The organism is Priestia sp. LL-8 (genome assembly GCF_036227845.1).
Taxonomy (GTDB): Bacteria; Bacillota; Bacilli; order Bacillales; family Bacillaceae_H; genus Priestia; species Priestia zanthoxyli.
The window spans coordinates 2,765,244-2,790,694 of the sequence record NZ_JAZAQH010000001.1 but is presented as its reverse complement, the minus strand read 5'-3'; the positions used below and the strand labels follow the sequence as shown (position 1 = coordinate 2,790,694).

Annotated in this window: 28 protein-coding genes and 1 pseudogene; 20 read left to right on the top strand and 9 right to left on the bottom strand. The window is 38.6% G+C overall.

Annotation, left to right across the window (positions count from 1 at the left end; all coding sequences use genetic code 11):
• Positions 1-55: 55 nt before the first annotated feature.
• Positions 56-724 carry a glyoxalase gene (locus U9R83_RS14155; RefSeq protein WP_209366835.1) on the bottom strand — a complete coding sequence of 223 codons (669 nt, stop codon included), beginning with the start codon at positions 722-724 and terminating at the stop codon, positions 56-58.
• A 43-nt stretch (positions 725-767) separates the two neighbouring features.
• Entirely contained in the window at positions 768-1,169 is a 402-nt protein-coding gene (locus U9R83_RS14150) for a hypothetical protein (protein WP_209366824.1), read from the bottom strand.
• A 128-nt stretch (positions 1,170-1,297) separates the two neighbouring features.
• Between U9R83_RS14150 and U9R83_RS14145 the strand changes: the two genes are divergently transcribed.
• Both U9R83_RS14145 and U9R83_RS14140 read left to right on the top strand, forming a co-directional pair.
• Positions 1,298-2,530, top strand: a complete 1,233-nt coding sequence (locus U9R83_RS14145; RefSeq protein ID WP_328575299.1) for an MFS transporter — start codon at positions 1,298-1,300, stop codon at positions 2,528-2,530.
• Positions 2,527-2,991, top strand: a complete 465-nt coding sequence (locus U9R83_RS14140; protein ID WP_209366819.1) for a GNAT family N-acetyltransferase — start codon at positions 2,527-2,529, stop codon at positions 2,989-2,991. The genes U9R83_RS14145 and U9R83_RS14140 overlap by 4 nt, the downstream gene beginning before the upstream one ends.
• A 163-nt stretch (positions 2,992-3,154) precedes the next feature.
• Here the strand turns inward: U9R83_RS14140 and U9R83_RS14135 are convergent, their stop codons facing one another.
• Entirely contained in the window at positions 3,155-4,066 is a 912-nt protein-coding gene (locus tag U9R83_RS14135; protein WP_116740784.1) for a DMT family transporter, read from the bottom strand.
• 167 nt (positions 4,067-4,233) lie between these two features.
• Entirely contained in the window at positions 4,234-4,380 is a 147-nt protein-coding gene (locus U9R83_RS14130) for a hypothetical protein (protein ID WP_013057506.1), read from the bottom strand.
• 208 nt (positions 4,381-4,588) lie between these two features.
• Here U9R83_RS14130 and U9R83_RS14125 point away from each other — a divergent pair, with 208 nt between their 5' ends.
• Both U9R83_RS14125 and U9R83_RS14120 read left to right on the top strand, forming a co-directional pair.
• Positions 4,589-5,479, top strand: a complete 891-nt coding sequence (locus tag U9R83_RS14125; protein ID WP_050690503.1) for a LysR family transcriptional regulator — start codon at positions 4,589-4,591, stop codon at positions 5,477-5,479.
• A gap of 85 nt (positions 5,480-5,564) precedes the next feature.
• A complete protein-coding gene (locus U9R83_RS14120; protein ID WP_014459636.1) occupies positions 5,565-6,737 on the top strand; it encodes an iron-containing alcohol dehydrogenase in 1,173 nt (390 codons plus the stop codon).
• Positions 6,738-6,775: 38 nt separating this feature from the next.
• Here U9R83_RS14120 and U9R83_RS14115 read toward each other — a convergent pair whose 3' ends face one another.
• Positions 6,776-7,108, bottom strand: coding sequence for a hypothetical protein (locus U9R83_RS14115; protein WP_209366817.1), 333 nt, complete (start codon positions 7,106-7,108; stop codon positions 6,776-6,778).
• 199 nt (positions 7,109-7,307) lie between these two features.
• Here U9R83_RS14115 and U9R83_RS14110 point away from each other — a divergent pair, with 199 nt between their 5' ends.
• The 7 genes and pseudogenes from U9R83_RS14110 (at position 7,308) to U9R83_RS14080 (ending at position 13,844) form a co-directional block, all read left to right on the top strand.
• On the top strand, positions 7,308-8,345 hold the full coding sequence (locus U9R83_RS14110; RefSeq protein WP_226701331.1) for an EAL domain-containing protein: 1,038 nt from the start codon (positions 7,308-7,310) through the stop codon (positions 8,343-8,345).
• A gap of 172 nt (positions 8,346-8,517) precedes the next feature.
• Entirely contained in the window at positions 8,518-9,762 is a 1,245-nt protein-coding gene (locus tag U9R83_RS14105) for a YeeE/YedE family protein (RefSeq protein ID WP_226701330.1), read from the top strand.
• Positions 9,763-10,075: 313 nt separating this feature from the next.
• Positions 10,076-11,182 (top strand): CapA family protein, encoded by a 1,107-nt coding sequence (locus tag U9R83_RS14100; RefSeq protein WP_014459640.1) that lies wholly within the window; start codon positions 10,076-10,078, stop codon positions 11,180-11,182.
• 91 nt (positions 11,183-11,273) lie between these two features.
• Entirely contained in the window at positions 11,274-11,459 is a 186-nt protein-coding gene (locus tag U9R83_RS14095) for a DUF4083 family protein (protein ID WP_013057499.1), read from the top strand.
• Between the two features lie 100 nt (positions 11,460-11,559).
• Positions 11,560-11,794 (top strand): annotated as a pseudogene (locus U9R83_RS14090) (hypothetical protein).
• Between the two features lie 107 nt (positions 11,795-11,901).
• Entirely contained in the window at positions 11,902-12,387 is a 486-nt protein-coding gene (locus U9R83_RS14085) for a GNAT family N-acetyltransferase (RefSeq protein WP_208733362.1), read from the top strand.
• A 125-nt stretch (positions 12,388-12,512) separates the two neighbouring features.
• Complete coding sequence (locus tag U9R83_RS14080; RefSeq protein WP_014459643.1) at positions 12,513-13,844, top strand: TIGR00366 family protein; 1,332 nt, start codon at positions 12,513-12,515, stop codon at positions 13,842-13,844.
• Between the two features lie 70 nt (positions 13,845-13,914).
• Here the strand turns inward: U9R83_RS14080 and U9R83_RS14075 are convergent, their stop codons facing one another.
• On the bottom strand, positions 13,915-14,754 hold the full coding sequence (locus tag U9R83_RS14075; protein WP_115654172.1) for an SDR family oxidoreductase: 840 nt from the start codon (positions 14,752-14,754) through the stop codon (positions 13,915-13,917).
• 224 nt (positions 14,755-14,978) lie between these two features.
• Between U9R83_RS14075 and U9R83_RS14070 the strand changes: the two genes are divergently transcribed.
• From U9R83_RS14070 to U9R83_RS14050, 5 genes are all read left to right on the top strand, one after another.
• Positions 14,979-15,941, top strand: coding sequence for a carbohydrate ABC transporter permease (locus U9R83_RS14070; protein ID WP_013057494.1), 963 nt, complete (start codon positions 14,979-14,981; stop codon positions 15,939-15,941).
• A complete protein-coding gene (locus U9R83_RS14065; protein ID WP_013057493.1) occupies positions 15,941-16,768 on the top strand; it encodes a carbohydrate ABC transporter permease in 828 nt (275 codons plus the stop codon). The genes U9R83_RS14070 and U9R83_RS14065 overlap by 1 nt, the downstream gene beginning before the upstream one ends.
• 70 nt (positions 16,769-16,838) lie before the next feature.
• A complete protein-coding gene (locus U9R83_RS14060) occupies positions 16,839-18,122 on the top strand; it encodes an ABC transporter substrate-binding protein (protein ID WP_328575298.1) in 1,284 nt (427 codons plus the stop codon).
• Between the two features lie 175 nt (positions 18,123-18,297).
• On the top strand, positions 18,298-19,611 hold the full coding sequence (locus tag U9R83_RS14055; RefSeq protein ID WP_052191896.1) for a suppressor of fused domain protein: 1,314 nt from the start codon (positions 18,298-18,300) through the stop codon (positions 19,609-19,611).
• Positions 19,612-19,744: 133 nt separating this feature from the next.
• The gene (locus U9R83_RS14050; protein WP_080754439.1) at positions 19,745-19,945 is read left to right on the top strand and encodes a hypothetical protein; all 201 of its coding nucleotides are present in this window, start codon (positions 19,745-19,747) and stop codon (positions 19,943-19,945) included.
• A 63-nt stretch (positions 19,946-20,008) separates the two neighbouring features.
• On the opposite strand, the gene U9R83_RS14045 is transcribed toward U9R83_RS14050, so the two are convergent.
• Positions 20,009-20,332, bottom strand: a complete 324-nt coding sequence (locus U9R83_RS14045; RefSeq protein ID WP_014459650.1) for a YnfA family protein — start codon at positions 20,330-20,332, stop codon at positions 20,009-20,011.
• 307 nt (positions 20,333-20,639) lie between these two features.
• Here U9R83_RS14045 and U9R83_RS14040 point away from each other — a divergent pair, with 307 nt between their 5' ends.
• A complete protein-coding gene (locus U9R83_RS14040) occupies positions 20,640-21,626 on the top strand; it encodes an MBL fold metallo-hydrolase (RefSeq protein WP_014459651.1) in 987 nt (328 codons plus the stop codon).
• A gap of 42 nt (positions 21,627-21,668) precedes the next feature.
• Here U9R83_RS14040 and htpX read toward each other — a convergent pair whose 3' ends face one another.
• A complete protein-coding gene (htpX, locus tag U9R83_RS14035) occupies positions 21,669-22,541 on the bottom strand; it encodes a protease HtpX (protein WP_014459652.1) in 873 nt (290 codons plus the stop codon).
• A gap of 251 nt (positions 22,542-22,792) precedes the next feature.
• On the opposite strand from htpX, the gene U9R83_RS14030 reads away from it, so the two are divergent.
• Both U9R83_RS14030 and U9R83_RS14025 read left to right on the top strand, forming a co-directional pair.
• Complete coding sequence (locus U9R83_RS14030; protein ID WP_013083614.1) at positions 22,793-23,131, top strand: PadR family transcriptional regulator; 339 nt, start codon at positions 22,793-22,795, stop codon at positions 23,129-23,131.
• Positions 23,121-23,798: a DUF1129 family protein gene (locus tag U9R83_RS14025; protein WP_014459654.1), complete on the top strand. Its 678-nt coding sequence runs from the start codon at positions 23,121-23,123 to the stop codon at positions 23,796-23,798. The genes U9R83_RS14030 and U9R83_RS14025 overlap by 11 nt, the downstream gene beginning before the upstream one ends.
• A gap of 172 nt (positions 23,799-23,970) precedes the next feature.
• Here U9R83_RS14025 and plsY read toward each other — a convergent pair whose 3' ends face one another.
• Positions 23,971-24,558, bottom strand: coding sequence for a glycerol-3-phosphate 1-O-acyltransferase PlsY (plsY, locus tag U9R83_RS14020; protein ID WP_014459655.1), 588 nt, complete (start codon positions 24,556-24,558; stop codon positions 23,971-23,973).
• 465 nt (positions 24,559-25,023) lie between these two features.
• On the opposite strand from plsY, the gene U9R83_RS14015 reads away from it, so the two are divergent.
• Positions 25,024-25,212 carry a hypothetical protein gene (locus U9R83_RS14015; protein ID WP_016764545.1) on the top strand — a complete coding sequence of 63 codons (189 nt, stop codon included), beginning with the start codon at positions 25,024-25,026 and terminating at the stop codon, positions 25,210-25,212.
• Positions 25,213-25,451: the final 239 nt, after the last annotated feature.

Genomic DNA, 25,451 nt, shown 5'->3' with positions numbered 1-25,451 from the left:
AAACAGCCACGTAACAAGTTCGCTTGTTACATGGCTATATTAAAAAAACAATCATTTATTGTGTAATCTTCAGCATTCTTTTTTCGTCCAGCGCAACTGTTAAAGAATGATTGACCTTCACCGTTAATGGATGAACTTCAGAGTCTCGGTCCGAAAAAAACCACCGTCTTTTAGGCGCCCCTACAAGAAAAAATGCACTGCCGCTTCCTAAAAAGTTAAAGGTCTCGTTTAACGGCCTGTTGTTGCGCACGGTGATACCGGAGTTAATAAGCTGTGTCCCTACAGAGCGGACATGAGGCGTTGTCAAGTTGATTTCTCCTATGCTTAAAAGCGACTTAGAAGAAAAGGGGTCGTTGGATGGTGGGCAGTCTGAATATCTGGAAATGTATTCAACAATATTATGAGCAGGATCTTCAAAATAAAACGAATGAGCATCAAATGCTTCAAAATAAATCTCATCTTTCTTCTCTTCTGTATTGAGGAGGACTCTCTGAGTAGCCCATTTCTTTGCTTCCATAAAGCGGTTTGCTGGAACATTAAAAGCAAAATGGTAAAAGGGCTTTGTATGTAGAGAAGTTTCTTTAAAAGTTAGCTCACTTTCACCAACTTTAATGGAAAAAGAATCAGCCGAAACGGCGGTTAAAGGGAAATCGAGAGAGTTTACATAAAAATCCTTCATTTCGTCCAATAGATGAGTGTACAGGACAGCTTGATTAATCATCATAAACCATTCCTCCTCGTTTAAACGTTGTCTAAATCACATGGCATTAAACAGATGTTTCATTATCCCTTTGAACGCTGCTTTTCCAGTGAAGCTGAAAAGAGCCTTTATGCTCCGAGCCTATAAAGTTAACGCGATATCTTCTCGTTTTTTCGGGTGTTAGATAAAGAGAGTTATTAGTCATCTCAAAGAAACGTGTACGTCTTGGATCTTCTACATATAGAGAAAGGTCTCCACTTTTAGTGTTTTTAGATAGCGTAAAAGCATAGGTTACGCCTTTTTTGAGTTTAATGCTCCGAGAGTAGCGGCCTGTAAAGCTGTCATATTCTCCAAAAAAAACCTCACTTCGCTCTTTTTTTATTCTCCCACCTACAATTTGATTTTCCTGGCCGTTAAAGTTAATAAGTAAAAAAGCAATAAGAACAATAAGAAAACTATATTTAAACATAAAAACCTCCATCTACTAAATTATAGATAGTTTTGGATTTCGTCAAATAGTGTTATAGTTTAGAAAGGTAAAAATTAACAAAATATATTATCCCTTTGCATGTTATGTCTAACAGAAAGGAGAAAAAATTGACTCAGCGTTTTTATTTTTTAGCAGCAAGTCAAGTAACCACAAATGTAGGTTTTGTTCTTTATACAATGGCCCTCACTTCCTATATAAATCAAAACACCGGTTCAACAGCTCTTGCATCGATGATTACGATGACGAGCTTACTTGCTCGCCTCCTTAGTGGCCTTAGCGTACCTCTACTAGTTGATACATATAAATCTATTCATATTATGCGGGCTGTACAGGTTATGCAAATAGGAATGCTCGCTGGATTGTATATGCTACTCACACAAGAATTTACAGTCACAGTACTAGCGATGTGTTTTGTCATTGTTGGGATCATTTCTTTTTTTAACGGTTTTTTTACTATTTTTAAAACGTCGGTTGTCCGCAGCTTAGTGAGTGACAGTCAAAGAATGCAGGCAAATAGCTTGCTTTCAACAATTGATCAAACTTTTCTATTTGCCGGTTGGTCGCTTGGTGGTTTCGTTTTGTCTTTAACGGGATTCACTCAGTCTCTATTTATAACGGTAGGTCTTCTATTGATCTCATTTGTTTGCTTGCTGTTTATAAAAGAAGCCCACACATATAAACAACCAGAAAAGCGAAGCGTGGCAAAACTAATGGAAGGATGGCATTTTTTATGGATACATAAACGTATTAGAGCACTCGTTATAATGGAAATAATTGAATCACTCGTTGGAGGCATTTGGATTGGAGCTATTACTCTTTCTTTTGTGAAAGAAGTGCTTGGAAAAGGAGAAGCGTGGTGGGGATATATAAACGGTGCGTATTATTTTGGAAGCATAGTCGGAGGAATTATTGTGTATCGAATCTCCTCTATGGTAAAAGGAAGGCTTTTGCTTTTTATGTTCGCAGGCTCAATCAGTTATGCTGTTTTAACCGGTTTTTACGGATTAGTAACGAACTTGTATTTAGCTTTAGTACTTTTAATAATGATGGGTCCTGCTTATCAGCTTCGAGACGTAGCGCAGGAAACCATTTATCAAAATGTCTGCAGCAGTTCGGTATTTCCTAAAGTAATAGCGGCAAAATCAACTCTTGTACAGGGTGCGTTTATTCTTTCTATCGCGTTTGTAGGGACAGTAGCGGACTTCTTTGGGGTGAGGTTTGTATATCTATTTTCAAGCTTCATATTGCTGTTAACGGCTCTAACAGGTATCGCCGTATTCGTGCATAATAAGCATTCTATCGAAACAAAATCATCTGCTGAACGGAGAGGGAATATATGAAAATCATCAGGCTAACGTATCTTATGGAGCAGGATATAAAAGAACTGCTAATGGAAAGTCAGCAGGAAGGTTTTGTCTTTCTTACAAAGCTAATAGCAGAATATAAAAATGCTCAAAACGTATTTAACAAAATAGGAGAAAGGTTGTGGGGAGTTTACGGTGAACAAAACCAATTAATAGCCGTAGCGGGCCTTAATCAAGATCCTTACAGTAAGTGTGCTAACGTTGGAAGAGTAAGAAGGTTTTATGTTTCAGCTCAGTTTCGGAGAAAGGGTATAGGCAAGCGACTTTTAAAAGAGGTCATTCATTATGCAGAGAACTATTATGACACCCTCGTTCTCTATACAGATACGGAAGAAGCGACGTTATTTTATGAACGAAACGGCTTTAAACGCGTATACAATCAACATAAAATTACTCATGAATATAAACCAAAAATCAATATACTAAATGTTCATTAATCAAACCAACGGGCGTTTAATTCAATTTAGGACATTAAAATAATATACAAATAACGTTCAGAAAAAATCTCAGCGTTATTCATTACCATTCACATTGCCAATTAGGTTTTTATTTACATGGATTTTAGCATTTTTTCCGTATTGACCAAACCTGTTACTCTTTTTAGTTTGCTTTTTTGAGTTTGAGAGCTGTTTTAGGAGCAGGGCTTTTTTTAACAATATATAAACCGCTAAAAATAATAAGTCCTCCAAGCAGCTGCATGGAATTGATGGTTTCTCCAATGGCTACAGCAGCAAAAACAACGGCGAACAAAGGAATAACATACATGTAAACCATTACTTTTGTAGATCCAATTTTTCCAATTCCTACGTACCACATTACCAGCCCGTACACCGTCACGAACAAAACAGAGTATGCCAAAGAGCTCCAGCTGCCTATATCTGTTGGCCAGGTAAGTGTTTGATAGGTGAAAAGACAGTAGACAGTAAGTGGAATAGCTCCGATCAAAGCAGACCAGGCAGTCACGCGCAAGGCAGAATATTTTACGACTAAAGGTTTTGCTAAAATCGGGTACCAGCCCCAAGCAATGGCTGCCACAATCCCCATGATGTTTCCGAACCATGCAAGCTGCGACAGCGCATGACTAGAGTGACCAAACAGCAGTACAAACGCAGCCCCGAAAAAAGCAAGCACAGAGCCTAGCTGTGTTTTTAACGAAAAAGCTTCATGCTTATATAATATAGCTAAGATTCCTGTGAAAATAGGAGACATGGAAATAAGTAAAGAAGCATTTGTAGCTGTCGTATACTTAACAGATACCATAAACAGCGTTTGATAGAGCGTAACGCCTACTATGCTGACCGCTATTAAACGCCCCCAGTCTTTTTTTTCGATCCGAATGCCTCGCTCTATTATTCCTGTAATAAGTAAAAGAATAGGAGCGACCATTATAAAACGCAGTGCGCTAAATTGAATGGAAGACATATGAGCAACTCCAAATTTTCCGATTGTATAATTGGCTCCCCAAATTAACGCTACGGATAATAATATCCATTCCAGCCAGCCTTTTTTCATGTAATCACCTCGAGTAAGTATAGAAACTAAATAAGTGCGAATATCCTTAGTTACAAAGTATACAGGAAGAAATTATGTAAAAGGCCAGCCAATTCAGCTATTTTTACCTCATCCACTTGTTTTTAACACAAACAAAAAAGCAGCTGCATTAGCTGCGTTCATGACTGTTATCCACATTGTTCTATCTCATCTAATCGCACAAGTTCGACCTTAAAAGCATGATCAATCGGTCGAATTTCACAGTATCCTGAATCATATACGTGAATTAGTACAAAGCGTTTTCCTTTATATAACACTTCTTTGTAGGCTGTCACGAGATACACCCTTTCTTTTCATAGGTTTGTTTTTCATTCTATGAACAAAAAGCGGCGTAATTGCCTAATATAAAAATAATCTTTACGGTTGATAAAATTGCTTGGCAAAACGAGTTCGTTTATACTGTACTGTGATTCTAGTCTGATTACTAGAACAGCTTTAGCACAGAGATAACGAAACAAACCAGCGGTACATAAGGAGCAGCACATGGATATTAATTATTTATATACATTTAAAGAAGTAGCGAAGTGGGGGAGCTATACACGAACGGGCGAGGAGTTAGGGTATGCTCAGTCAAGCGTTACCACTCATATAAAAAAATTAGAGGATCATTACGGTCAAAAACTATTTGAACGAACAGGACAAAAAATGAAGCTGACTCAGCCTGGTGAAGAATTGCTTTATTATGTGAATCAAGTAACCGAGTTATTAAATGAAGCAAAAGAGCGCCTTACTACGAACGAAGATGCTAGAGGAACCGTTTCAATAGGAACCGTGGAGTCGCTGGCCGCTTATTTTATTACACCGTATATTCGTGAATTAAAAAAGCAGCACCCTTCTCTAAAGATTATGCTAGAAGCGGGTTTATGTCCAAATTTAACACAAGGAATTATTGACGGAAAGTATGATGTAGCCGTTTTGCTTGATCGCCTTCAAACATCTTCAAGCTTAGAAGTGATTCCTATTCGAAAAGAAAAGATGGTTATGATTGCTTCCCCTTCCCATTCTTTTAGTAAAAGAAACAGCGTTCTAATGGAAGAGTTTGAGGGAGAGACCATCATTTTAACTGAGAGCGGCTGCCCTTATCGCACGCTTTTAGAAGAGATGATGCGCAGCAGCGGTATTCATATGCAATCGGTCATATCATTTAGCAGTCTTGAAGCGATTAAACAGTGCGTAGCGGATAATTTAGGTATTGCTCTTGTACCGGAAATAGCGGTAAAACAAGAGATGGAAAGTGGAAAACTGATTAAAGTCCCGTTTGACCACGAAGAGTTTTATCTTTATTCACAGCTCATATTCAAAAAGAAAAAATGGCTGACGGCACCTATTCAACAATTTATTTCACTTGTTCAAGAAGGTTATCAAAAATATTGATAATAGATATAGAGAATCTTCAATAATGATGAAGTTGTTTTCGTGCTACACTTTTTATAAGAAAAGAAAACTAGAGGTGTAGAACATGAATATATTTTTGCAGCACAATCCTACAAAATTATACTTTGGAAAAAATCAAATTACGAAGCTATCGCAAGAGCTTGCTTCTTATCATAAACAAGTAAAGGTTCTGTTAGTATACGGAGGAGGAAGCATCAAACGAAATGGCGTATACGACGAAGTGAAAGCTGAACTTCAGTCTATTGACGCAGTTGTTCACGAGCTGTCTGGTGTAGAACCGAACCCTCGTTTGACTACGGTTGCTAAAGGCGTTGACATATGTAAAAAAGAAAACATTGATTTTCTCTTAGCCGTTGGGGGAGGAAGTGTGATCGATTGTACAAAAGCTATCGCAGCTGGAGCCGTGTATGAAGGGAATACATGGGACTTAATTACACGTAAAGAAGAGATTGCAGGTGCTCTTCCTTTTGGAACGGTCTTAACACTTGCAGCAACAGGATCTGAAATGAATTCAACTTCTGTTATTACAAATTGGGAAACAAAAGAAAAGCTAGGTTGGACGTCTTCTCACGTATTTCCCGTCTTTTCTATCTTAGATCCGGCGTACACATTTTCAGTGCCGCGCGATCAAACCGTCTATGGAATTGTTGATAGTATGTCGCATGCGCTTGAACACTATTTTCATCGCACGGAAAATACGCCGATGATCGACGGCTTTATTGAATCTTTACTAAGAACGGCTGTACAAGAAGGTCCTAAGCTTCTTAAAGACCTGACTTCTTATAAGTATCGTGAAACGATGATGTATATCAGCACGACGGCATTTAACGGAAGCTTAGCAAACGGAACGGACGGGGGAGACTGGGCTACTCATCGTATTGAACATGCTCTGTCGGCCGTATATGATATTCCCCACGGAGGCGGTCTTGCTATCTTGTTCCCTAACTGGCTGGAGCATGTACTAAAAGAAGATCCTTCTCGTGTAAAACAATTGGCTGTAAACGTATTTGGCATTGATCCAGCAGGAAAAAACGATGAAGAAACAGCAATGGAAGGAGCAAAAGCGCTTCGCACTTTCTGGAATGACTTAGGAGCCCCGAACAGCTTGCGTGACTATGATATTGATGATTCTGAATTTGATTCGATTGTTGAAAAGACCTTTGTAAAACCAGGTGTTGGAACTTATAAAGAGCTTGACTATGCAAGCGTTCGAGATATTCTAGAAAGATCCAAATAAAAAAAGACGAGCTGCCTGCTCGTCTTTTTTATATGTACTCAATAATCCATTAGAAAATAAAGAAAAAGAAAAAAGCACAGCACGATGCCTCCTGCTCCTACCGTTATTTCGGAAAATCCTTGAATAAACGTACTTTTAGGACTGCCTCCTTCATTTTGTAGCTGAAATACACGTTTTCTTTTGCGTTCATGTACGATTACCAACAAACCCAAAGCAACCGATAATAATGTAAAGAGCGGCACCGCAATTAAAAACAGCTTAATAGAATACGCCCAGTACGATATATAAAGCGTATAATACATTGCGCCGGTACTTAAGGCAAAGAGTATTAAAGAAAATAAAAACCACTTCGTAAAACGGTTTTTGCTCATGTATCGTTCACTTCCTTTTATCAAGTGCGTCTTATGATGTAGACAATAAAACACGTCTATCATTTTACCAAAACTTTTTAATACATTCTATTTTAGCGGGAAAATAGGGTTTGTAAGTTTCTTAAAAGTGGTATAGTTCCTAAGAACTATCCATGTGTACATACAAAAAACTGATGATAAATGAGGGAGAAGATGAGCTATGGGGTGCGACGCGTGTCTGCCAATTAGGACAGGATATACGGTTTCTTTTCAGCAATCAAGCGATGTGAAGAAATTGGAAAAATACTTTAAAGATATTTCTCAAAACCAATGGAAGACTCTTGGAGAAGATATGTTCTGGATGAGGGAAGATATCTTTTGGAGTTTTATGGATTATGTTCATCAGCATTTAGACCCTCGGCACGTGTGGGCTGTAGAAGCCAAGCCGCGGAGCCCGTTTGAAAACCTGCGGCGTATGGAGCCAATCACCGTTTTTCAAAAAATGAAAGATGCCTTGTGGATTGATGAGCTCATTGAAGACAAGCGAATTTGCTCATATTATCAGCCGATTGTATCGGTTAATCACGAACGCGTGCATATCGTTGGCCACGAAATTTTATCAAGAGGATTAGAAGAAGACGGAAGTATTATCCCGCCTTTTAAAATGTTTGAAGCTGCTCAAATAAGAAATAAAACCTTCGCTCTTGACCGAGCCTGCCGCTTAGAAGCTGTAAAAAATGCTAGTATTATTGATCGTCAGCTGATTTTTATTAACTTTATTCCTACAGCAATATATAATCCCGAACATTGCTTGGCATCTACATTTGCGTTAATTAAAGAATTGAATATAAAACCCGAGCAAATAGTGTTTGAAGTGATTGAAACGGAGGATGTTCAAGATATTGAGCATTTAAAAAACATTTTGAATTATTATCGTTCCCACGGATTTAAATATGCTTTAGATGACGTAGGGGTTGGTTATAACACGCTGAAGAGGCTTTTAGAAGTGGAGCCTGACGTGGTGAAGTTAGCATTTGAATTCACAAACGGAGTTAGTAAAAATGAGAAACAGAAAAAAGTGGCCCAAGAGATGTTAGCTATCACCCATAAAATGGGGGCGAAGGCTCTTGCGGAAGGGGTAGAGACAGAAGAAGATTTAAAATGCCTGATAGAGATGGGTTATGATTTGTTTCAAGGGTATTATTTTGCAAAGCCTAATCCTAAACCGTTAAAAGAGATTCATTCTATTTACGTTTAGCAGCCAAAAGCAGAAGAACAGAAACTTCTGCTTTTTGTATGAACGAAAGTAAGAATACTCAAAAAATAAACAATTCACTTTCATTTTGCTAAATAGTTTACAGAGAAAGGGAAGTGCTATAAGATGATAAATATTAATTCTTAGTATTTCTATCAGAAAAGGAGTGGATGATTTGGCACAAACGTTGCACTCATCATATAAATCAAAGCCAACTACTGTTGTAACAGAATTAAGCCCTATGCAAAAGCCGTTATTTGCAGGAGGGGTTATAGCAGCAGTTATTTTGCTTCTTGCAATTGTACTAACGACTAACTGGACGCAAGGTGTGTTATTTATTATTGGCCTAGCGTTAGGGATGACACTTCTGTACGCACGCTTTGGCTTTACATCAGCATTTCGCCGACTGGTATCTGTCGGAAATGTTCAAGGTTTACAGGCGCATATGCTTATGCTAGCGATTGCTTCAACGCTGTTTGCTATCATTTTAAGTACAGGCTTTAGCTTTACAGGCGTAACGCCAAAAGGATATGTTTCACCTGTAGGAGTCAGCGTGATAGTTGGTTCGTTTATGTTTGGAATTGGCATGCAGTTAGGAAATGGATGTGCCTCAGGAACGCTGTATTCGTTAGGCGGCGGCTCTTCTTCCATGATTTTAACGCTTTTATCCTTTATTGTAGGTTCTATGTTCGGGGCGTATCATTTGCCATTTTGGCAAAAACAACCTTCGCTTCCCCCTATTTCATTAGCTGAATCGACAGGCCTTGGTTATTTTGGTGCTTGGATTGTACAGCTTATCGCGTTCGCAGCGATTTACTGGATTACGATTCAAATTGCCAAAAAGAAAAATCCGCCGATGATGAAGCAGCTTCCTACGACAAAAGGGTGGAAAAAGATCATTCGCGGCTCTTGGCCTCTATTTACTGCGGCGATTGTGCTGGCTGTATTAAATGCATTGACGCTGGCTGTAAGAGGAAATCCTTGGGGCATTACTTCTGCCTTTGCTTTATGGGGCGGAAAAGCGATGATGGCAGCTGGAATAGATGTATCAAGCTGGGGATTTTTCCAAGGTGCAAATGGAGAAGCGCTAACGCAAAGTGTGCTAGCAGACTCTACCAGCGTGTTAAACTTTGGGATTATACTAGGGGCCTTCATTTCAGCGACGGCGCAAGGAACGTTCAAACCAGGGAAAATTAAGCCCGGCGTCGCAGGAGCAGCTGTTGTTGGAGGCCTTTTAATGGGATATGGTGCGCGTCTTGCTTTTGGCTGTAATATTGGCGCTTACTTTGGCGGCATTGCTTCATTTAGTCTTCATGGATGGGTATGGATGGTTATGGCGATGCTAGGCACAGGCTTAGCACTATTTATCCGCCCGTTATTTGGACTCAAAAATCCTAAATCTAATGATTCGATTTGTTAAGTTTAAATAAAACCTTCTTTGCATGAGCAAAGGAGGTTTTTATTTTAGGTGACGTTTGGAATCGCTCTGCTATTTTGTGAATCACTTGAAGTTTAGTACAGCTCATCAGTTTTCTCCGCAGCGTTTGCGCTACTTTTCTCTTAGCCAAATCCTCTTGTTCTAACCCAAAAAGAATATAAAAACTTCCTTTTTTTATAAAAATTTCACTTATTTTGCCGATAAAACAGGAGAATTGTATGTATTTGGCGAAATAAGCAGTAAACACCAAGTCCAGACACAGTTATCAAAACGTAAAAAGGGGTTTTAACGTTACATGAACAAGTATTTAAAAAAAGCTGTTATTTATGGAAGTTTGTGTTTTTTATTGGGAGCGTGCGGAGGAGCAGGAGAACAAACCTCTTCTGAGCCGCAGAAAAAAGAAGAAACAGTAAAGTCTAAAGAAGAAGCGAGTAAAAAAGAGAAAAAAGACGCAATCAATACAACCATTAAAGTTAGCGCAGCAGGAGATTTTACCTTAGGAAACGATGAAAGCTTTGGGTACGATTCTACTTTTAACGACGTAGCAGCAAGAAATGGCCTGCCGTATTTTACGCAAAATGTAAAATCGATCTTTGAGCAAGATGACTTAACAACGGTTAATTTAGAAACAACGCTGACAACTGCGACGGAAAAAGCAAGTAAAACATTTCGTTTTAAAGGTGATCCTTCGTTTGTAAATATTTTAAAGCAAGGAAGTATTGAAACCGTTAACTTGGCTAATAATCATACGCATGATTATTTACAGCAAGGATATGATGATACACGAGAAAACTTAAAGAAAAGCGGAATAGGCTATTTTGGCTATGAAGATACATATATTACAACGGTAAAGGGAGTCAAAGTAGGATTGCTTGGATATCCGGGCTGGGATGACACAAAAGAAGTAAGAAGCCAGATTAAAGACGGAATTAAGTCTTTAAAAGAAAAAGGCGCTAAAATTATCATTGTGCATTTCCACTGGGGATCTGAACGACACTATGTTCCTGATACAGCGCAGCAGGCACTGGCGAAGTATACAATTGATAACGGAGCAGATTTAATTTTAGGTCATCATCCTCATGTTGTTCAAGGAATTGAAGAGTACAAAAATAAATTTATTGTCTATAGCTTAGGAAACTTTATGTTTGGCGGAAACAAAAATCCAAGTGATAAAGACACATTTGTATTTCAGCAGACGTTTACGATTAAAGATGGAAAGCTAACGACAAACAAAGACATCAATGTCATTCCATTCCGCATTTCTTCCACAACTGCGCGAAACGACTACCGACCTACGCCTTTAACAGGAGCAGAAAAGGATCGAGTGAAAAATAAACTGATTGATGTTTCCAATCAAATCAAACAGGAAAAGTGGACGGTCTACGATGAAGATAGTAAATGAAGCTCTCAGCACTGAGAGCTTTTTTTATAAAATAAAGCAGAAATAACTAAAAAAATGATATAATGTAAAAAAATAGATAAAAGGTGGAACTATGGTTAATATAGGTGATATTATTTTTCAAATTCTTATGCTGCTTATCCTGATAGGAATAGCAGGAGTAATAATTGCGTTTATTATAGGCTTAAAAAGGTTGATTCAAAAGCAGGGAGCAAATGAAAAAAGGCTTCAGCGCATGGAGCAAAAGTTAGATGATATGCTGAAAAACAAAGAGTCTTGACTATACAGAAGCACTGTGAATACATCAGTGCTTCTGTACTTGACATTTTATAAAAAAGCAGTAAGATATGTATACATCGTTTATATAGGGAGGAAGTTACATGGCAAAGTCAAAAGCAAAAAAAATGCGTGATAAAATGACGCGTGAAGGAAAACGAAATCCAGAATTAAACCGCAGCCTGTTTGTATTTACAGACATGGAAACGCGCAAAACTAAAACAAAGCAGGAAAAACTTCAGCATCAGCACACAAAACATAAAAAACGATTATCAGACGGAGCGTACAGTACCGGAGATAATCGTTTTTTTGTTTGCATTTAATTTATCCACAAAATGAAAAAGAGCTGTTTCACTATCCATCTTGCTTTACTCTGCCCCAAACATTTTTACTGTAAACTTTCATAAAAAACCCTTATGATAGTAAAAGAAGGAGATGAACTAGGAATGCTTACGATTGAAAAAGTACCTAAAAACCAAGCGGGCGTTTTGCAAAATTTGTATTCTCTTTATCTCCACGATTTATCTGCGTATACACCTTCTTTAGATATTCGCGAAGATGGAGCTTTTCATTTTGAAGAGCTGCCCTTGTTTTGGAAAGTAGAAGGCCTCTCGCCATACTTTATTAAAGTAGATGATAAGCTGACGGGCTTTTTTTTACTTCTTGAACAGCCCGCACTTCAGCAAGAAGCAGATTACTGCATCAATGATTTTTTTATCTTAAACAAATACCGAAAGCAGGGCATTGCTTCTGAAACGGTAAAAGACATTTTCTCTCATCGAAAAGGAACGTATATGATTATTGAGCTTGCAGGCAATAAGCGGGCTATTTCATTTTGGAAACATATTTATGAAAGCTTACATATTTCCTTTCAAGAAAAGAAAATTGAACTTGACGGAGAGCCAACTCTTATTCAAACGTTTAGTGTGTAAAACCCTTCTGGAAAGCAGAAGGGTTTTTATTAAACTAAATATTAACAATTTTCAACAAATTATGTATAATTAAAGATGCTTGTCGACATTTATTCACAGGAGCATTCCTGTAAAGGAGGAGTAAAATGAAAGCGTTATCTAATTTCTTCACGGCGCTTGTTCAGCGCTTTTTACCTGATCCGTTTGTATTTGCTTTAATCCTGACGCTGATTTTATTTGTATCAGGTATTGTTTTTACTCCTCACGGGCCGATTGAGATGGTTCAGTTTTGGGGAAGCGGCTTTTGGAACCTTCTTGCATTTGCGATGCAAATGAGCTTAGTGCTTGTCACAGGGCATGCGCTTGCTAGCTCGCCGCTTGTAAAGAAGTGGCTTGTAAACATAGCACTGTTAGCCAAAACTCCGGCGCAAGGGGTTATTCTGGTCACGCTAGGCGCAGCCATGGCCTGTATGATTAACTGGGGGTTTGGCTTAATTGTAGGTGCGCTGTTTGCGAAAGAAGTAGCGAAACGCGTGCCGGGATCTGATTATCGGTTTTTAATTGCCTGTGCTTACATAGGGTTTTTAACATGGCACGGAGGCTTGTCAGGTTCGATTCCTCTTGTTGCTGCTACACCTGGAAACCCAATGGAAAAAACGGCTGGACTTATTCCGCTGTCAGACACAATTTTTACAGGCTACAACTTATTTATTACCCTCGGATTGTTGATTGTCCTTCCTATTATGACAAGACTGATGATGCCGACGGGAAAAGAAGTGGTAGAAATTGATCCAAGATTATTGGCAGAAGATGAAATGGCTCCTGCTACAGTTGTTGAGACAACTTCTTCTAAGCCAACATTTGCTGTACGCATGGAGAACAGCAGGTTTTTAAGTCTAACAATTGCACTTCTTGGGTATTCATATTTAATTTATTATTTTGCTACAAACGGCTTTAAAATGGATATCAACACAGTGAATTTATTGTTTTTTACGACGGGTATTTTGCTTCACCGCACGCCTTTATCTTATATGAATGCCGTTTCAAATGCTGCGAAAGGCACCGCTGGGATTGTGATTCAGTTTCCGTTTTATGCAGGTATACAAGGCATGATGGAGCTATCAGGTTTAGGCGGGAAGCTAACGAACGCCTTTATCTCGATTTCAAATGAAACGACATTTCCGTTTCTCGCGTTTTTAAGTTCCGGCGTTGTGAACTTTTTCGTTCCGTCGGGAGGGGGACACTGGGTTGTACAAGGACCTTTTATTATGCCGGCAGCTGAACAGCTCGGCGTAGATCCGGGAGTCGCTGCGATGGCCATTGCTTATGGAGAAGCATGGATGAATATGGCGCAGCCGTTTTGGGCACTGCCTGCACTAGCTATCGCAGGACTGGGAGCACGAGATATAATGGGCTATTGCGTGACGACGTTAATTGTATCAGGCTTTATTTTTGCTATAGGACTAACGTTTTTCTAATACGAAAAGGTCAGCTGAAAAGCTGACCTTTTTTCATTGCTTTCTTCTTTCCCAAGCGTATCTATCTACTTTATAAACCAACTTCGCGCGCACTCCAGTCCCAAAATTCTTCTGCTAGCCGCTCATCTTTTGCTCTTGAAGAAGGGGGCGTCACGCGTTTTTTATAAAAATAAGCGCCGCTAATATGCGTTACTTCAGGGCTGTCCGCTAAATAAATAGCTGTTTCGGCACCTTCAAGAGGCGTTAAAAAGAAAGGCCGAAGCACGGCGTGAACGCTTTTTCCAAAGCCGGTTTGACGGTTAACGCCGATAGCGGTAGAAACTGCTCCGGGGTGAAGGCAATTTACGGTTACCGAAGTGTCTTTTAACTTTTTACTTAAATGAACCGTAAATAAGTTATTTGCTAATTTAGACTGAGAGTATCCTCGCCATATTCCGAATCCCGTTGTTAAATGAGGGTTGGTGAAGTCTATTTTTCCAGCTTTATGAGCACCGGAGCCAACGTTTATAATGCGTCCTTGCTGAGATTTTTTCAGCGGATTTAAAAGCAAATTAGTTAATAAAAAGTGACCCAAATGATTGACACCAAGCATCATTTCAAATCCGTCTTGTGTTGTTTCACGCTTAATTGTCACCACACCTGCGTTATTAATCAGCACATCAAGTACACTGTAGCGAGACGTAAAGTCTTCACTGAAAGCCCGGATACTGTCAAGAGAACCTAGGTCACAGGTCATAAGAGATATGGAATCCGATCCGCTTTGGCGTTTCGCTTCTTCTAAAGCGGCATTTCCTCTTTCTTCATTTCGGCATATCATAATGACTTCGAATCCTTTTTTGGCTAGTTCAATCGTTGTGGCCAGCCCCATTCCAGAATTGGCACCCGTAATTAACGCTCGTTTGGCTGTCATGAGTATGTTCCTCCCAACTACATCTTTTTTCTAGTGTATAGGATAAGAAGATACGTCGTCCACTTCTAGCTTTTCTTTAATGCATGCTTTAAAAAAATGCGTAAAATGTGCACAGGGGAGAAAATGTTGCACAAAGGTCAATATTTTACACCCTACTTGTCAATTAAAGCGGTTTCATAAATAACGGATTTCGCTAAAATAAGACATAGGGAGGTGCTAGTAAGATGAATAGCCAAAGTAAATTACAGGAGACAGAATATGTTCCTTTAGAGCAAGAACTTAAAAGAGAACCATCTATTAATACGAAAAAACGTAAAAATTTGAAAAATGTGGGTTTATTTGCTCTATTTGTAGGGCCCGCACTTTTAGCGTTTTGTGTGATTGTACTTATACCATTTTTTACAGGGATTTATTACTCATTTACAGACTGGAACGGAGTAAACGGCACGATTAACTGGGTGGGACTTGATAACTTTAAGTACTTGTTCACCGAAGATAAGCAGTTTCAGCAGTCGTTTTGGATCACAACAAAATATACGGTCGTTGCAATTATCTTAACGAATGTGGTTGGGTTCGTGTTAGCAATCCTTGTTACTCAAATGTTAAAAACACGAAACATTTTACGTACGGTTTTCTTTATGCCGAATTTAATTGGCGGACTTTTACTAGGATTTGTATGGCAGTTCATTTTTGTAAAAGGATTTGCATCTATCGGACAAATCACGGGAATTTCGCTTTTTGAACTTCCTTGGTTGGGAGACGCAAAAACAGCATTTTGGGGCATCGTGATTGTAAGTGTATGGCAAGGAGCAGGTTATATCATGCTTATTTACACAGCAGCGCTGCAAAACGTACCGCAAGAGCTAATTGAAGCAGCAAAAATTGACGGAGCAAGCAGATGGCAAATTCTTCGTCACATCACAATTCCAATGGTAGCACCGGCAGTAACGGTTTGTTTATTCTTAACGATTTCATGGTCATTCAAAGTATTTGATGTCAACTTATCATTAACAAACGGTGGTCCATTTAAATCAACAGAAATGTTAGCGCTTAACATTTATACAGAAGCATTTGTGAATAACAGATACGGTCTAGGTGAAGCAAAAGCCTTAATTTTCTTTATCGTCGTAGCAGCAATTACAATTATTCAAGTAACATACACCAAGAAGAAGGAGGTTGAATCGTGATGGGAAACAAATATACGAGCAAAACCTTTATTGTTGAAATTTTGGCAGTCCTGCTTGGACTGGTGTTCTTGGTTCCATTTTATTACGTGCTTTCAAACTCGTTGAAGTCATTTGCAGAAATTTTATCAAACACATCGGCACTGCCGACGACGATTCAGTTTCAAAACTTTGTTAATGCATTCAACCAAATGAATTACTTAAAGGTGCTTAGCAACTCGCTAATCATTACTGTTATCAGTAACGCAGTTCTAGTCATCTTCTGTTCAATGGCAGCTTACATGCTGGTTCGAACAAAGAAAAAAATCAGCAGCATTATCTTTATGGCATTCGTAGCGGCAATGGTTATTCCGTTTCAATCCATCATGATTCCACTTGTAAAAGTAGCAGGAAACTTAAATCTGTTAAACAGCATTTGGGGTATTGTGATCATGTACTTAGGCTTCGGTTCAGGTATGACGATTTTCTTATACCACGGATTTATTAAAGGAATTCCAGTTGAGCTAGAAGAAGCGGCAATCATCGACGGATGCTCACGTCTAGGCGTATTCTGGAGAATTGTATTCCCGTTATTAAAGCCAATTACAGTAACCGTCGTTATCTTAAACAGCCTATGGATTTGGAATGACTTCTTACTTCCGTCTCTTGTTCTGCAAGATCCTGAGCTAAGAACGATTCCGCTTGCGACATTCTTCTTCTTTGGTCAGTATACAAAGCAGTGGGATTTAGCACTAGCAGCACTTGTAATCAGTATTATCCCGCTATTAATCTTCTTCTTTGCAATGCAAAAACACATTGTTAAAGGAATTACAAGCGGTTCAATTAAATAATAGAAGCGGCAACAGGGCTGGTTTTGAGGCTGAGGCGTCAAAACCAGCAGCAAATAGGGAGGAACAGAAAATGGCATTCAAAATGAAAAAATGGCCTTTAGCAGTAGGGGTTTTATCGGCTACGCTTTTATTTTCAACCGCATGTTCAAACGAAAGCGCATCTGGTAATAAAAAAAGCGGCGGAGATCAAGTAGTAGTAGATGTATTTCAAGGAAAAGTAGAAATTGCAGACCAGCTAAAAGCTCTAACTGATCAATATACAAAAGAACATCCAAACGTAAAGTTTAATATCCAAACGGTCGGTGGAGGAGCTGACGGTGCAGCAGCTTTAAAAGCGCAGTTTGCGTCGGGCAATGCACCTGACCTTTTCACAAACGGCGGATATCAAGAGGCGAGAACGTGGAAAAATAAATTAGAAGATTTATCGGATCAGCCTTGGATTGATGACGCATATGAAAACACACTTACACCAATGACGATGGACGGTAAAGTATATGGACAGCCGATCAGTCTTGAAGGCTATGGATTTACATATAACAAAAAACTGTTCAAAAAAGCAGGCATCAAAGAACTTCCAAAAACGTATTCAGAATTAGAAGCAGCGGCTAAAAAGCTAAAAGCAGCCGGCATTACGCCATTTTCTATCGGCTACGGAGAGTGGTGGGTGCTTGGAAATCATGGCTTAAACATTCCATTTGCTAGTCAAAAAGATCCGGATGCATTTATTAAAGGATTAAATGACGGCAGTACGAAAATCGCAGGAAACGAGCAGTTCAAACAGTATGTAAAGCTGCTTGATTTAACAGTGAAATATGGAAACAAAAATCCGTTAACGACGGACTACAACACGCAAGTAACGAAATTTGCGAACGGTGAAGCAGCGATGATTCAGCAAGGAAACTGGATTCAGCCAATGCTTGATAAAATTACGCCGAACATGGATGTAGGGATTCTACCTATGCCGCTAAGCGACGATGCAGCTGCATCTGACAAGCTTGCAATTGACGTTCCAAGCAACTGGGTTATTCACAAACAAGCCCCAGCGGCAGATAAAAAAGCAGCAAAAGACTTCTTAAACTGGATGGTCACATCTAAAGAAGGTCAAAAAGCGCTAGTAGAAGACTTCAAGTACATTCCAGCCTTTAAGTCAATCGAAGCAAAAGACATCGGACCTTTAGGTGAAGAACTTCTTAAATATTCTAAGGAGCAAAAAACGCTTCCTTGGGAATGGACAAAATTCCCTGAAGGCGTAACGCAAAAATTTGGAGCAGATGTACAAGAATACATTGGCGGCCAAACATCTGAAGATGAGCTATTAAAATCATTAGATAAAAGATGGGCTGAATTGAAGTAATGGAAAAGACAACCTTTGGGTTGTCTTTTTTTGCAATCAAAAGCCTAATACTTTTAGGTTTCTATCCTTATGGTAGAATTAATTGTGCGTAAAAGGTTATATATTCCTATTCGGATAGAACAGTGGAAATTTTATAATGGATACACTTCCTATATAGAAACTAGAGGTGTTGTTTATGAAAATATGGAAATTAAGTACAAGTTTAGAAAGTGAGCAAATAGCCGCTGCTAACAAGGAAGATGACGAAACACTATTTAGAAATCTGCTGCAGCAAGGAGAGTATCTACATAGTAAAACAAATCTTCCAGTTGAAACATATGAAAAAGGAGAGTTAAATAACCTTTTAACTTATAAAGGTTTTGCAACTCCTCCAATTATCGATGGATATGCTGTTCAGAGCTTAGAAAAACTAATTTCTGAGTTTGTAGAATTTGTTCCTCTTACTCACCCTGAATACAAGTGCTACGCTGTTAATATTGTTAATGTGATAAACGAATGTGTGAATTATTCAGAATCAATACCTGATGATTTTGGAGGGTTTGACAAGCTGTCCTTTATAGAGGATAAGGTAAAGAGACAGCCAATTTTTCGAATAAAGTATACCGAACATAGTCTAGGAGATTTTCCTATTATCTCTCCAGAAATTTATGTTTCTGATGCATTTCGAGAGGTAGTGTTTGAGAACGGGCTAACCGGTTTTACTTTCTATGAAGTATGGTCATCACAGGAAGCAGAAGCTTCAGTTGAAGAGTTGAATCCATTTGTGCGCGAATCGCTCGATGAGGATGTGGAAGCTCACTTACAAGCATATTATGGGCCAATTATCCGCCGTGTCGAAGCAGAGTCAGCTGAGCTGACAGAGGCAGGTTTTTATGAAATGGCTCCTACAGAATCAGTGCCGTTTTATACGGTCGCAACACATGGTTATAGTACGCTTCGCCTGCCGGCACCCCCTGGATTAGACAGCGCGTACGTTGAACTGGTGATGCATGCAGATCAAGATCCGTTTGAAGATGAAAAGTACAGCTGGATTCCTCAAGTCATGCATCAAGTAGGAAGCTTTGCGGTTAACAATATGAATTGGATTGGTCAGTGGATGGTGTTTCCAAATCAAGAGCTGGATCGCTACGTGGATACCTATGAACGAACGTTAACAGGTGAAAAAGTGAAGCTGCCATTACAGGTTCAACCGTATTCACCAGAAAGCGGCTTTTGTGGTGTTATGGTCGTGCCTCCTTTGCCCCAGTGCCAAGAGGCATTTATGATGCCGTATCTTGAAAACGGAAAAGAAACCCACGGAGAGTGGCCAGTCTATTTCCATACGCTTCTCCCTTTGTACGAAGAAGAAATGGAGTACTATTTCCAGCATGGACAAGAAGCTTTGCTAGAAAAGATGATGGAAAATGGCATCGAACACTTATTTAATTTACATAGACCTAATACGTTTAAGGAAAAAAGAAAAGGCTTTTTCGGCAGATTTAATAAGTGATAAATAAAAAGAGGCTGGGACAAAAGTATGTTAGACGAAGTGAAAAACGAACCATTTATCAACCATGTTGATGAGTGGTTCGTTTTTTTGTTAGGGTAAACGTAGGTTTCACCTGTTTAGATTCTTCTAGCCGTTGATTGGAGGGCAAGACGAAGACTCCTGCGGGAAAAGCGGAACAGATGAGACCCCGCAGGAGCGTAAGCAACGAGGAGGCTCAGCGTCCGCCCGCGGAAAGCGAAGTCTTGCACGGAAATCAACGGCGGTGTCTCAAGCGGTTCAGCTCATGTCTCCCATTTGTTCGTCTTTAGATTGGATTCAACTCGTTATGTCCTAGCCTCTTTTTATTTTGCTTCTTCTTACAAAAAGGGAAAAAGCGCGCTCCTTCCTGTGTGATTGCTTAACTTCTTGGCCAAAGCATAACCGCTACGCCAATCAGACACACAAGTCCGCCAATCCAATCGTATGTATCGGGCATTTTTTTATCAACCCACCACGCCCAAAACAGGCTTAAAACAATAAAAATACCGCCGTAAGCTGCATATACACGTCCAAAGTCGGGGAACGACTGCCACGTAGCAATAACGCCGTACAGCACCAAAGCAATACCGCCCAGAAGTCCTAACCAGCTTGATGCTCCCTCGCGCAGCCACTGCCAAATCAGATAGCCTCCGCCAATTTCAGCAAGACCCGCTAAGATAAAAAGAAAAATCGCTTTAATCATAACCTATACTCCTTATATCATCATTTCGTCTCTTTATTCTATCTTACTTTTTTCGTTTGATGAACCATTCGTTTGCTTTAAATAAGTACACTGGAAAGCATTCCTTTATCAATTTGTCTTCAAACCTGCTAAACTATTAATAGTATGAGTTTATGTGACTCTTTGTACGAGTGCAAAGAGCTATGTAATGACTGCTGCTCAGAGTACTTTTACAGGTAGACGTTAGCAGGAAATTGACTAATTAAAAGAATAAGACGTTTAACAGTATAAAAAAGTAAAAAGAATGCAGATATAGGGGTTTGGTAAAATGAGTTTAGATTATAAAGTGATACGCATTGAACTGCCTACGCCATTTCCAATTGGACCAGTGAATGTGTTTTTATTAAAAGCAGACAAGTTAACGTTAATTGATGCAGGTATGAAAACCAAAGAAGCGTGGAGCGTTTTTGAAGAGGCGCTTCGTAAAGAAGGATATAAAGTAACAGATATTGAACAAGTGATTCTAACTCACCAGCATCCGGATCACACTGGATTTTTAGAATGGCTGCCGAGTGATATACCGGTTTACGGTCATAAGCTTGTGGAGCCTTGGATTTACCAAGATGAAGAGTTTGTTCAGCAGCATAATGAGTTATACCGTAATTTCCTTATAGAGTTTGGAGTCAGTGATGATGTAATGGAAGAATGGCTTCGTAAAGCAACGGCTGCGATTCAAGTTTATTCACCTAAAGGGCAGAAGCTGGCAGGTTATTTAAAAGAAGGCGATACACTTCCGTATGCGAGTGAGTGGGAAGTAATTGAAACGCCGGGACATTCTTTGAGTCAGCTGATGTTTTACAATCGAAAAGAAAAAGTCGCGTTTGGCGGAGATCATATTTTGCCAAAAGTCCCGTCAAATCCATACCTAGAGCCAACCATTCAAAACCCTAAGCCAACGCCGCTATTGGACTACTTAGCGTCTCTAGAAAAAACGTTGAACTACGACATTGATTTGATTTACAGCGGTCATGGTGAACCGCTTAGTGACATTCATTCTTTAATTATGGAACGTATTCAAAAGCAGCATAAATGGGCGCTGCGCGTGTTACAAGCGATGGGGGAAGGAAAGAAAACAACGCTTGAAGTCAGCGCTGCATTTTTCCCGGATATGTATCAAAAAGCACCTGACTTTATTTTCTCAGAAGTGTACGGCCAGCTTACGTATCTAGAAAAAGAAGGCTACGTGGAATTAACAAAAAATAAAGACGGCGTCTTGCTGTGGGAAGCTGCACGTGTGCTTGCTCCTCAGTCATAACATAAAAAAACCAGCTTCTTTAAAGAAGCTGGTTTTGTCTGCTTACAGTGAATGCAAGCGCTCAATGCGTTTTTCAAGCGGTGGATGAGTAGAAAATAAGCGTGAGAATTTTTCTTTACCGCTAATTTTAAAAGCGGCAATTGATTTTTGACGGTCATCTACTAATGAAGTAGTATGACGAAGCGATTCTAACGCATAAATCATTTTTTCTTTACCACCGAGTTTAGCTGCAAGCTCATCGGCTTTGAATTCACGTCTTCTTGAATGCCAGAAAATAATTGGGCTGCTTAAGATACTAAAGAGAATCTCAAATACAATCGATGTAAGGAAATAAACAACCATCGCAAACTCTTCTCGCACAAAGTTTGACACCGCTTTGGCTACTAAACGAGAGAAGAAAATAACGAATGTATTTAATACTCCTTGCAGAAGCGTAGTTGTGACCATATCACCGCTTTTAATATGCGCTATTTCGTGAGCGATAACGCCGCTGATCGCATCGCGGTCCATTCGTTCAAGCATTCCGCTTGAAACAGCAACAAGTGAGCGTCTTTTACTTGGCCCTGTTGCAAAAGCATTAACTTCCGCCGAGTGATAAATTCCGACCTGAGGCATTTTTCTTAATCCTGCAACAGATGCAAGTCGGTGCGTTTCTTCTAAAACAAATCGTTCATATTCACCTTGAGGGGAACGTTCATCAATAACTTGAACACCCATCATCCACTTTGCCATTAAGCGTGACATCATAAGAGAAATAATCGCGCCGCTGAAGCCGGCAATGACGCTAAATGCCAGCAGGCCGCCGTAACCGCCGCTTCCCATATAGCTTTGAACACCTAATAAAGATGTAATCGTTGTGATTGTAATTAATACTAAAATATTAACGAAAATAAACAGTGAAATTCGTTTTAGCACAAGTCTTCCTCCTTTAACTAATACGTGCATGATAGGTATACGGTTAGTAGAGAGGAAAGGTTTCATTTATTTATTCAAATTTACTAAAAAGATTACTATGTTAAGTGGTTTAATAAAAAAAGTAAATAAATGGTTGAATACTTACCATAAATCGGTTATTATGAGTGATGTAAAGCTATCTTGTCTTGCAAGGTAGCTTTACTTTAAAAATGTATCTTGTATAACAAGATAGTGAAAAGGAAGAAATCGATATGTCTTTGAGAAGTCAATTGTTAAAAGGAATTTTAGAAGGGTGTATCTTATCAATCATTCAAAAAGAAACGGTTTATGGCTATGAGCTATCCCAGAAGCTTCAACAATATGGATTAAATGATGTGAGTGAAGGTTCGATTTACCCAATTTTACTACGTCTTCAAAAGGAGGGATTAATAAAGGGAGAAATGAAAGCATCGCCTTCAGGTCCTAAACGAAAGTACTATCATCTTACGGCATCTGGTGAGAGCGCATTATGTGAAATCCAAGAGGAATGGATCAACATTCAAAACCCTGTAGATAAATTGTTGAATAGGAGTTTTTACGATGAACGCTAAGGAATTAATTAAATTAAATAATAAGAAGCGAAAAGAGCTGACCAAGGAAAATGAAGAGTACTATGATAATATGCTTGTTTACATTCGAACAAGTGTGTCAGTTTCTGAACAGCAGGCTGAAGAATTATTGATGGAGCTTTTAGATCACCTTATTGACGCACAAGCGGAAGGGAAGCGTGCTGAAGAGGTGTTTGGAGAAAACCTTAAGACGTACTGTGATGAAATGATTAAACAGTTACCTAAAGAACCCTTAAAAAGCACTGCTTTTTTTATAAGCTTTTTATTGTTACAGCTTGCAAGCTTGATGGCTATAGTAAGCGGGATAGGAAATATTGTTGTACATTATGTTAAGGATAGCAGCCAGACTGTTTATATCGGAACGGCAATCGTCACTTTTGTTATTGTTGCAGCTATTATTTCTCTTGATGTTTTTCTGCTTTTAAAATGGATACAAAAATCTGTTTACAAAATTACGAATAAGATTAAGGACTTTTTTCTACTCTTTGTCTTAATTTTTATTTCTCTTGCAGGGATGGTTTTTTTACCAAAGCTTATTCCACCTTTTGGCTATGTAATAGAAGTTGGAGGCTTCTTATATTTAGCTGCTGGTGCCTTAACGCTCATCGTTTTAAGGTGGTTAAATAGTAAATATCAAATTACAAAATGAGATATAGGAAGCAGCAAAATGTATTGTTTAGTCTATAATCAAGAGCATGTTTAAATAAATTTCATAATTTACGTCTATCTTGGGACAAGACGTACTAAAATAATTAAAAAGGTGTTCAACTCATGAACACCTTTTTGGTAACACCATTTAAAGATTACTAACCTTAGTACGTTTAAAAATGTACCTTAGGTTCTGTACCCAATTTAATTCGTTTGAAGTTTTTAATATGCTTCCATGTAATGAAAACAAAAATAATGGCTGCAAATACGATTAGTACAACATCACCTACATAGAGTGATGCCAAAAAGGCAACCAATGCGCCAATAGGTGAAGATAAGGATACGTATTTAGAAATTTTGAGAGAAATTAAAAAAGCAAGAATCCCTAGAATGAAAGCTAATGGTGAAAATGCAAGGAATACACCAGCGGCAGTCGCTACAGATTTTCCTCCTTTAAACCTTGCAAAAACCGGATAGCTATGTCCGAGAATAGCAATAAATCCAGGGACAAGCATATGCAAGTGACTATTCATCATAAGCGGTAAACAGACGGCTAGCGAGCCTTTTGCTATATCGCCGATCAATACTATAATACCTGCTTTCTTTCCTAAAGTGCGAAAGGTATTAGTAGCTCCTAAGTTACCGCTTCCGTGCTTACGAACATCGGTTTTGTAAAACCCTTTTCCAATCACTAAAGCAAAAGGAATTGATCCAATTAAATAAGCTAATAAGATAATTATAGCGTTTGTTAGTACGTTCATTATTGGCACCTCAAATTGTGTTGTTAGTATTCATTAAAATATAAATGCGGTAAAAGCAGTCTTTTGTATGGCTAAAGGCCTCTAGTTTTTTCGGTGGAGTTTTTGTAAATTCGATTGGATTTCTAGTGAACAACCCAATAATTTTTGATATGTTAAGATATTTTTGAACTTTTAAGCCTTGATACGTATTAGTATAGGTTGAGATGTCTATTGTGAATACGTAAAAAGATGAAAAGAGGAGAAACGAAAAGGAAAAAACAAAAAACTTGTAATACAATTTTAAAAATATAACATAAATATTTAAAGGTTAAAAGATATTTTGGGTATATTGTAGTAGAAAAAAGCGTTTTGATCATTTTTTTATGAAAAACAAGACAAAAAAATTAACAAATCCAAAAAAATATAATAAAATGTAAAACAGTGTTTCGAAATATTAACTTCTTAAAATTGAAAGGGGTTCTGCACTTGTTGTGGACAGATATCAAAGAACGAGAAGTAGTTATGTACAAAAACTGCCAGGCGAAAATTTTAGAAAAAAAAGGGCCGAATAAAATAGTCGTTCGAAATCTAGAATTCCCGGAAAAAGGCGATTGGATATCAGCTGAGCTTGATTTTGAGGCTGTTGAAAAATTTGAGAAGAGTCGAGAACACTAATACTAAAAACATTTTATAATACTTTTATTTGTTATATAAGAAAAAGCCGAGCTTACATTTTGAGTTCGGCTTTTTTGTTTATGTTTAATTCGTTCTCTTTACGAAGAGCTCCTCGTTATTACATGTAAAACGCCGCTTTTCCTCTCGTTTATGTTCCACTATTAAACTATTTCTACATAAAAACTTATTTTCGTTTGGGACTATCAGCTTATTTTAGAACGCGCATTTTTGCCGCTTTT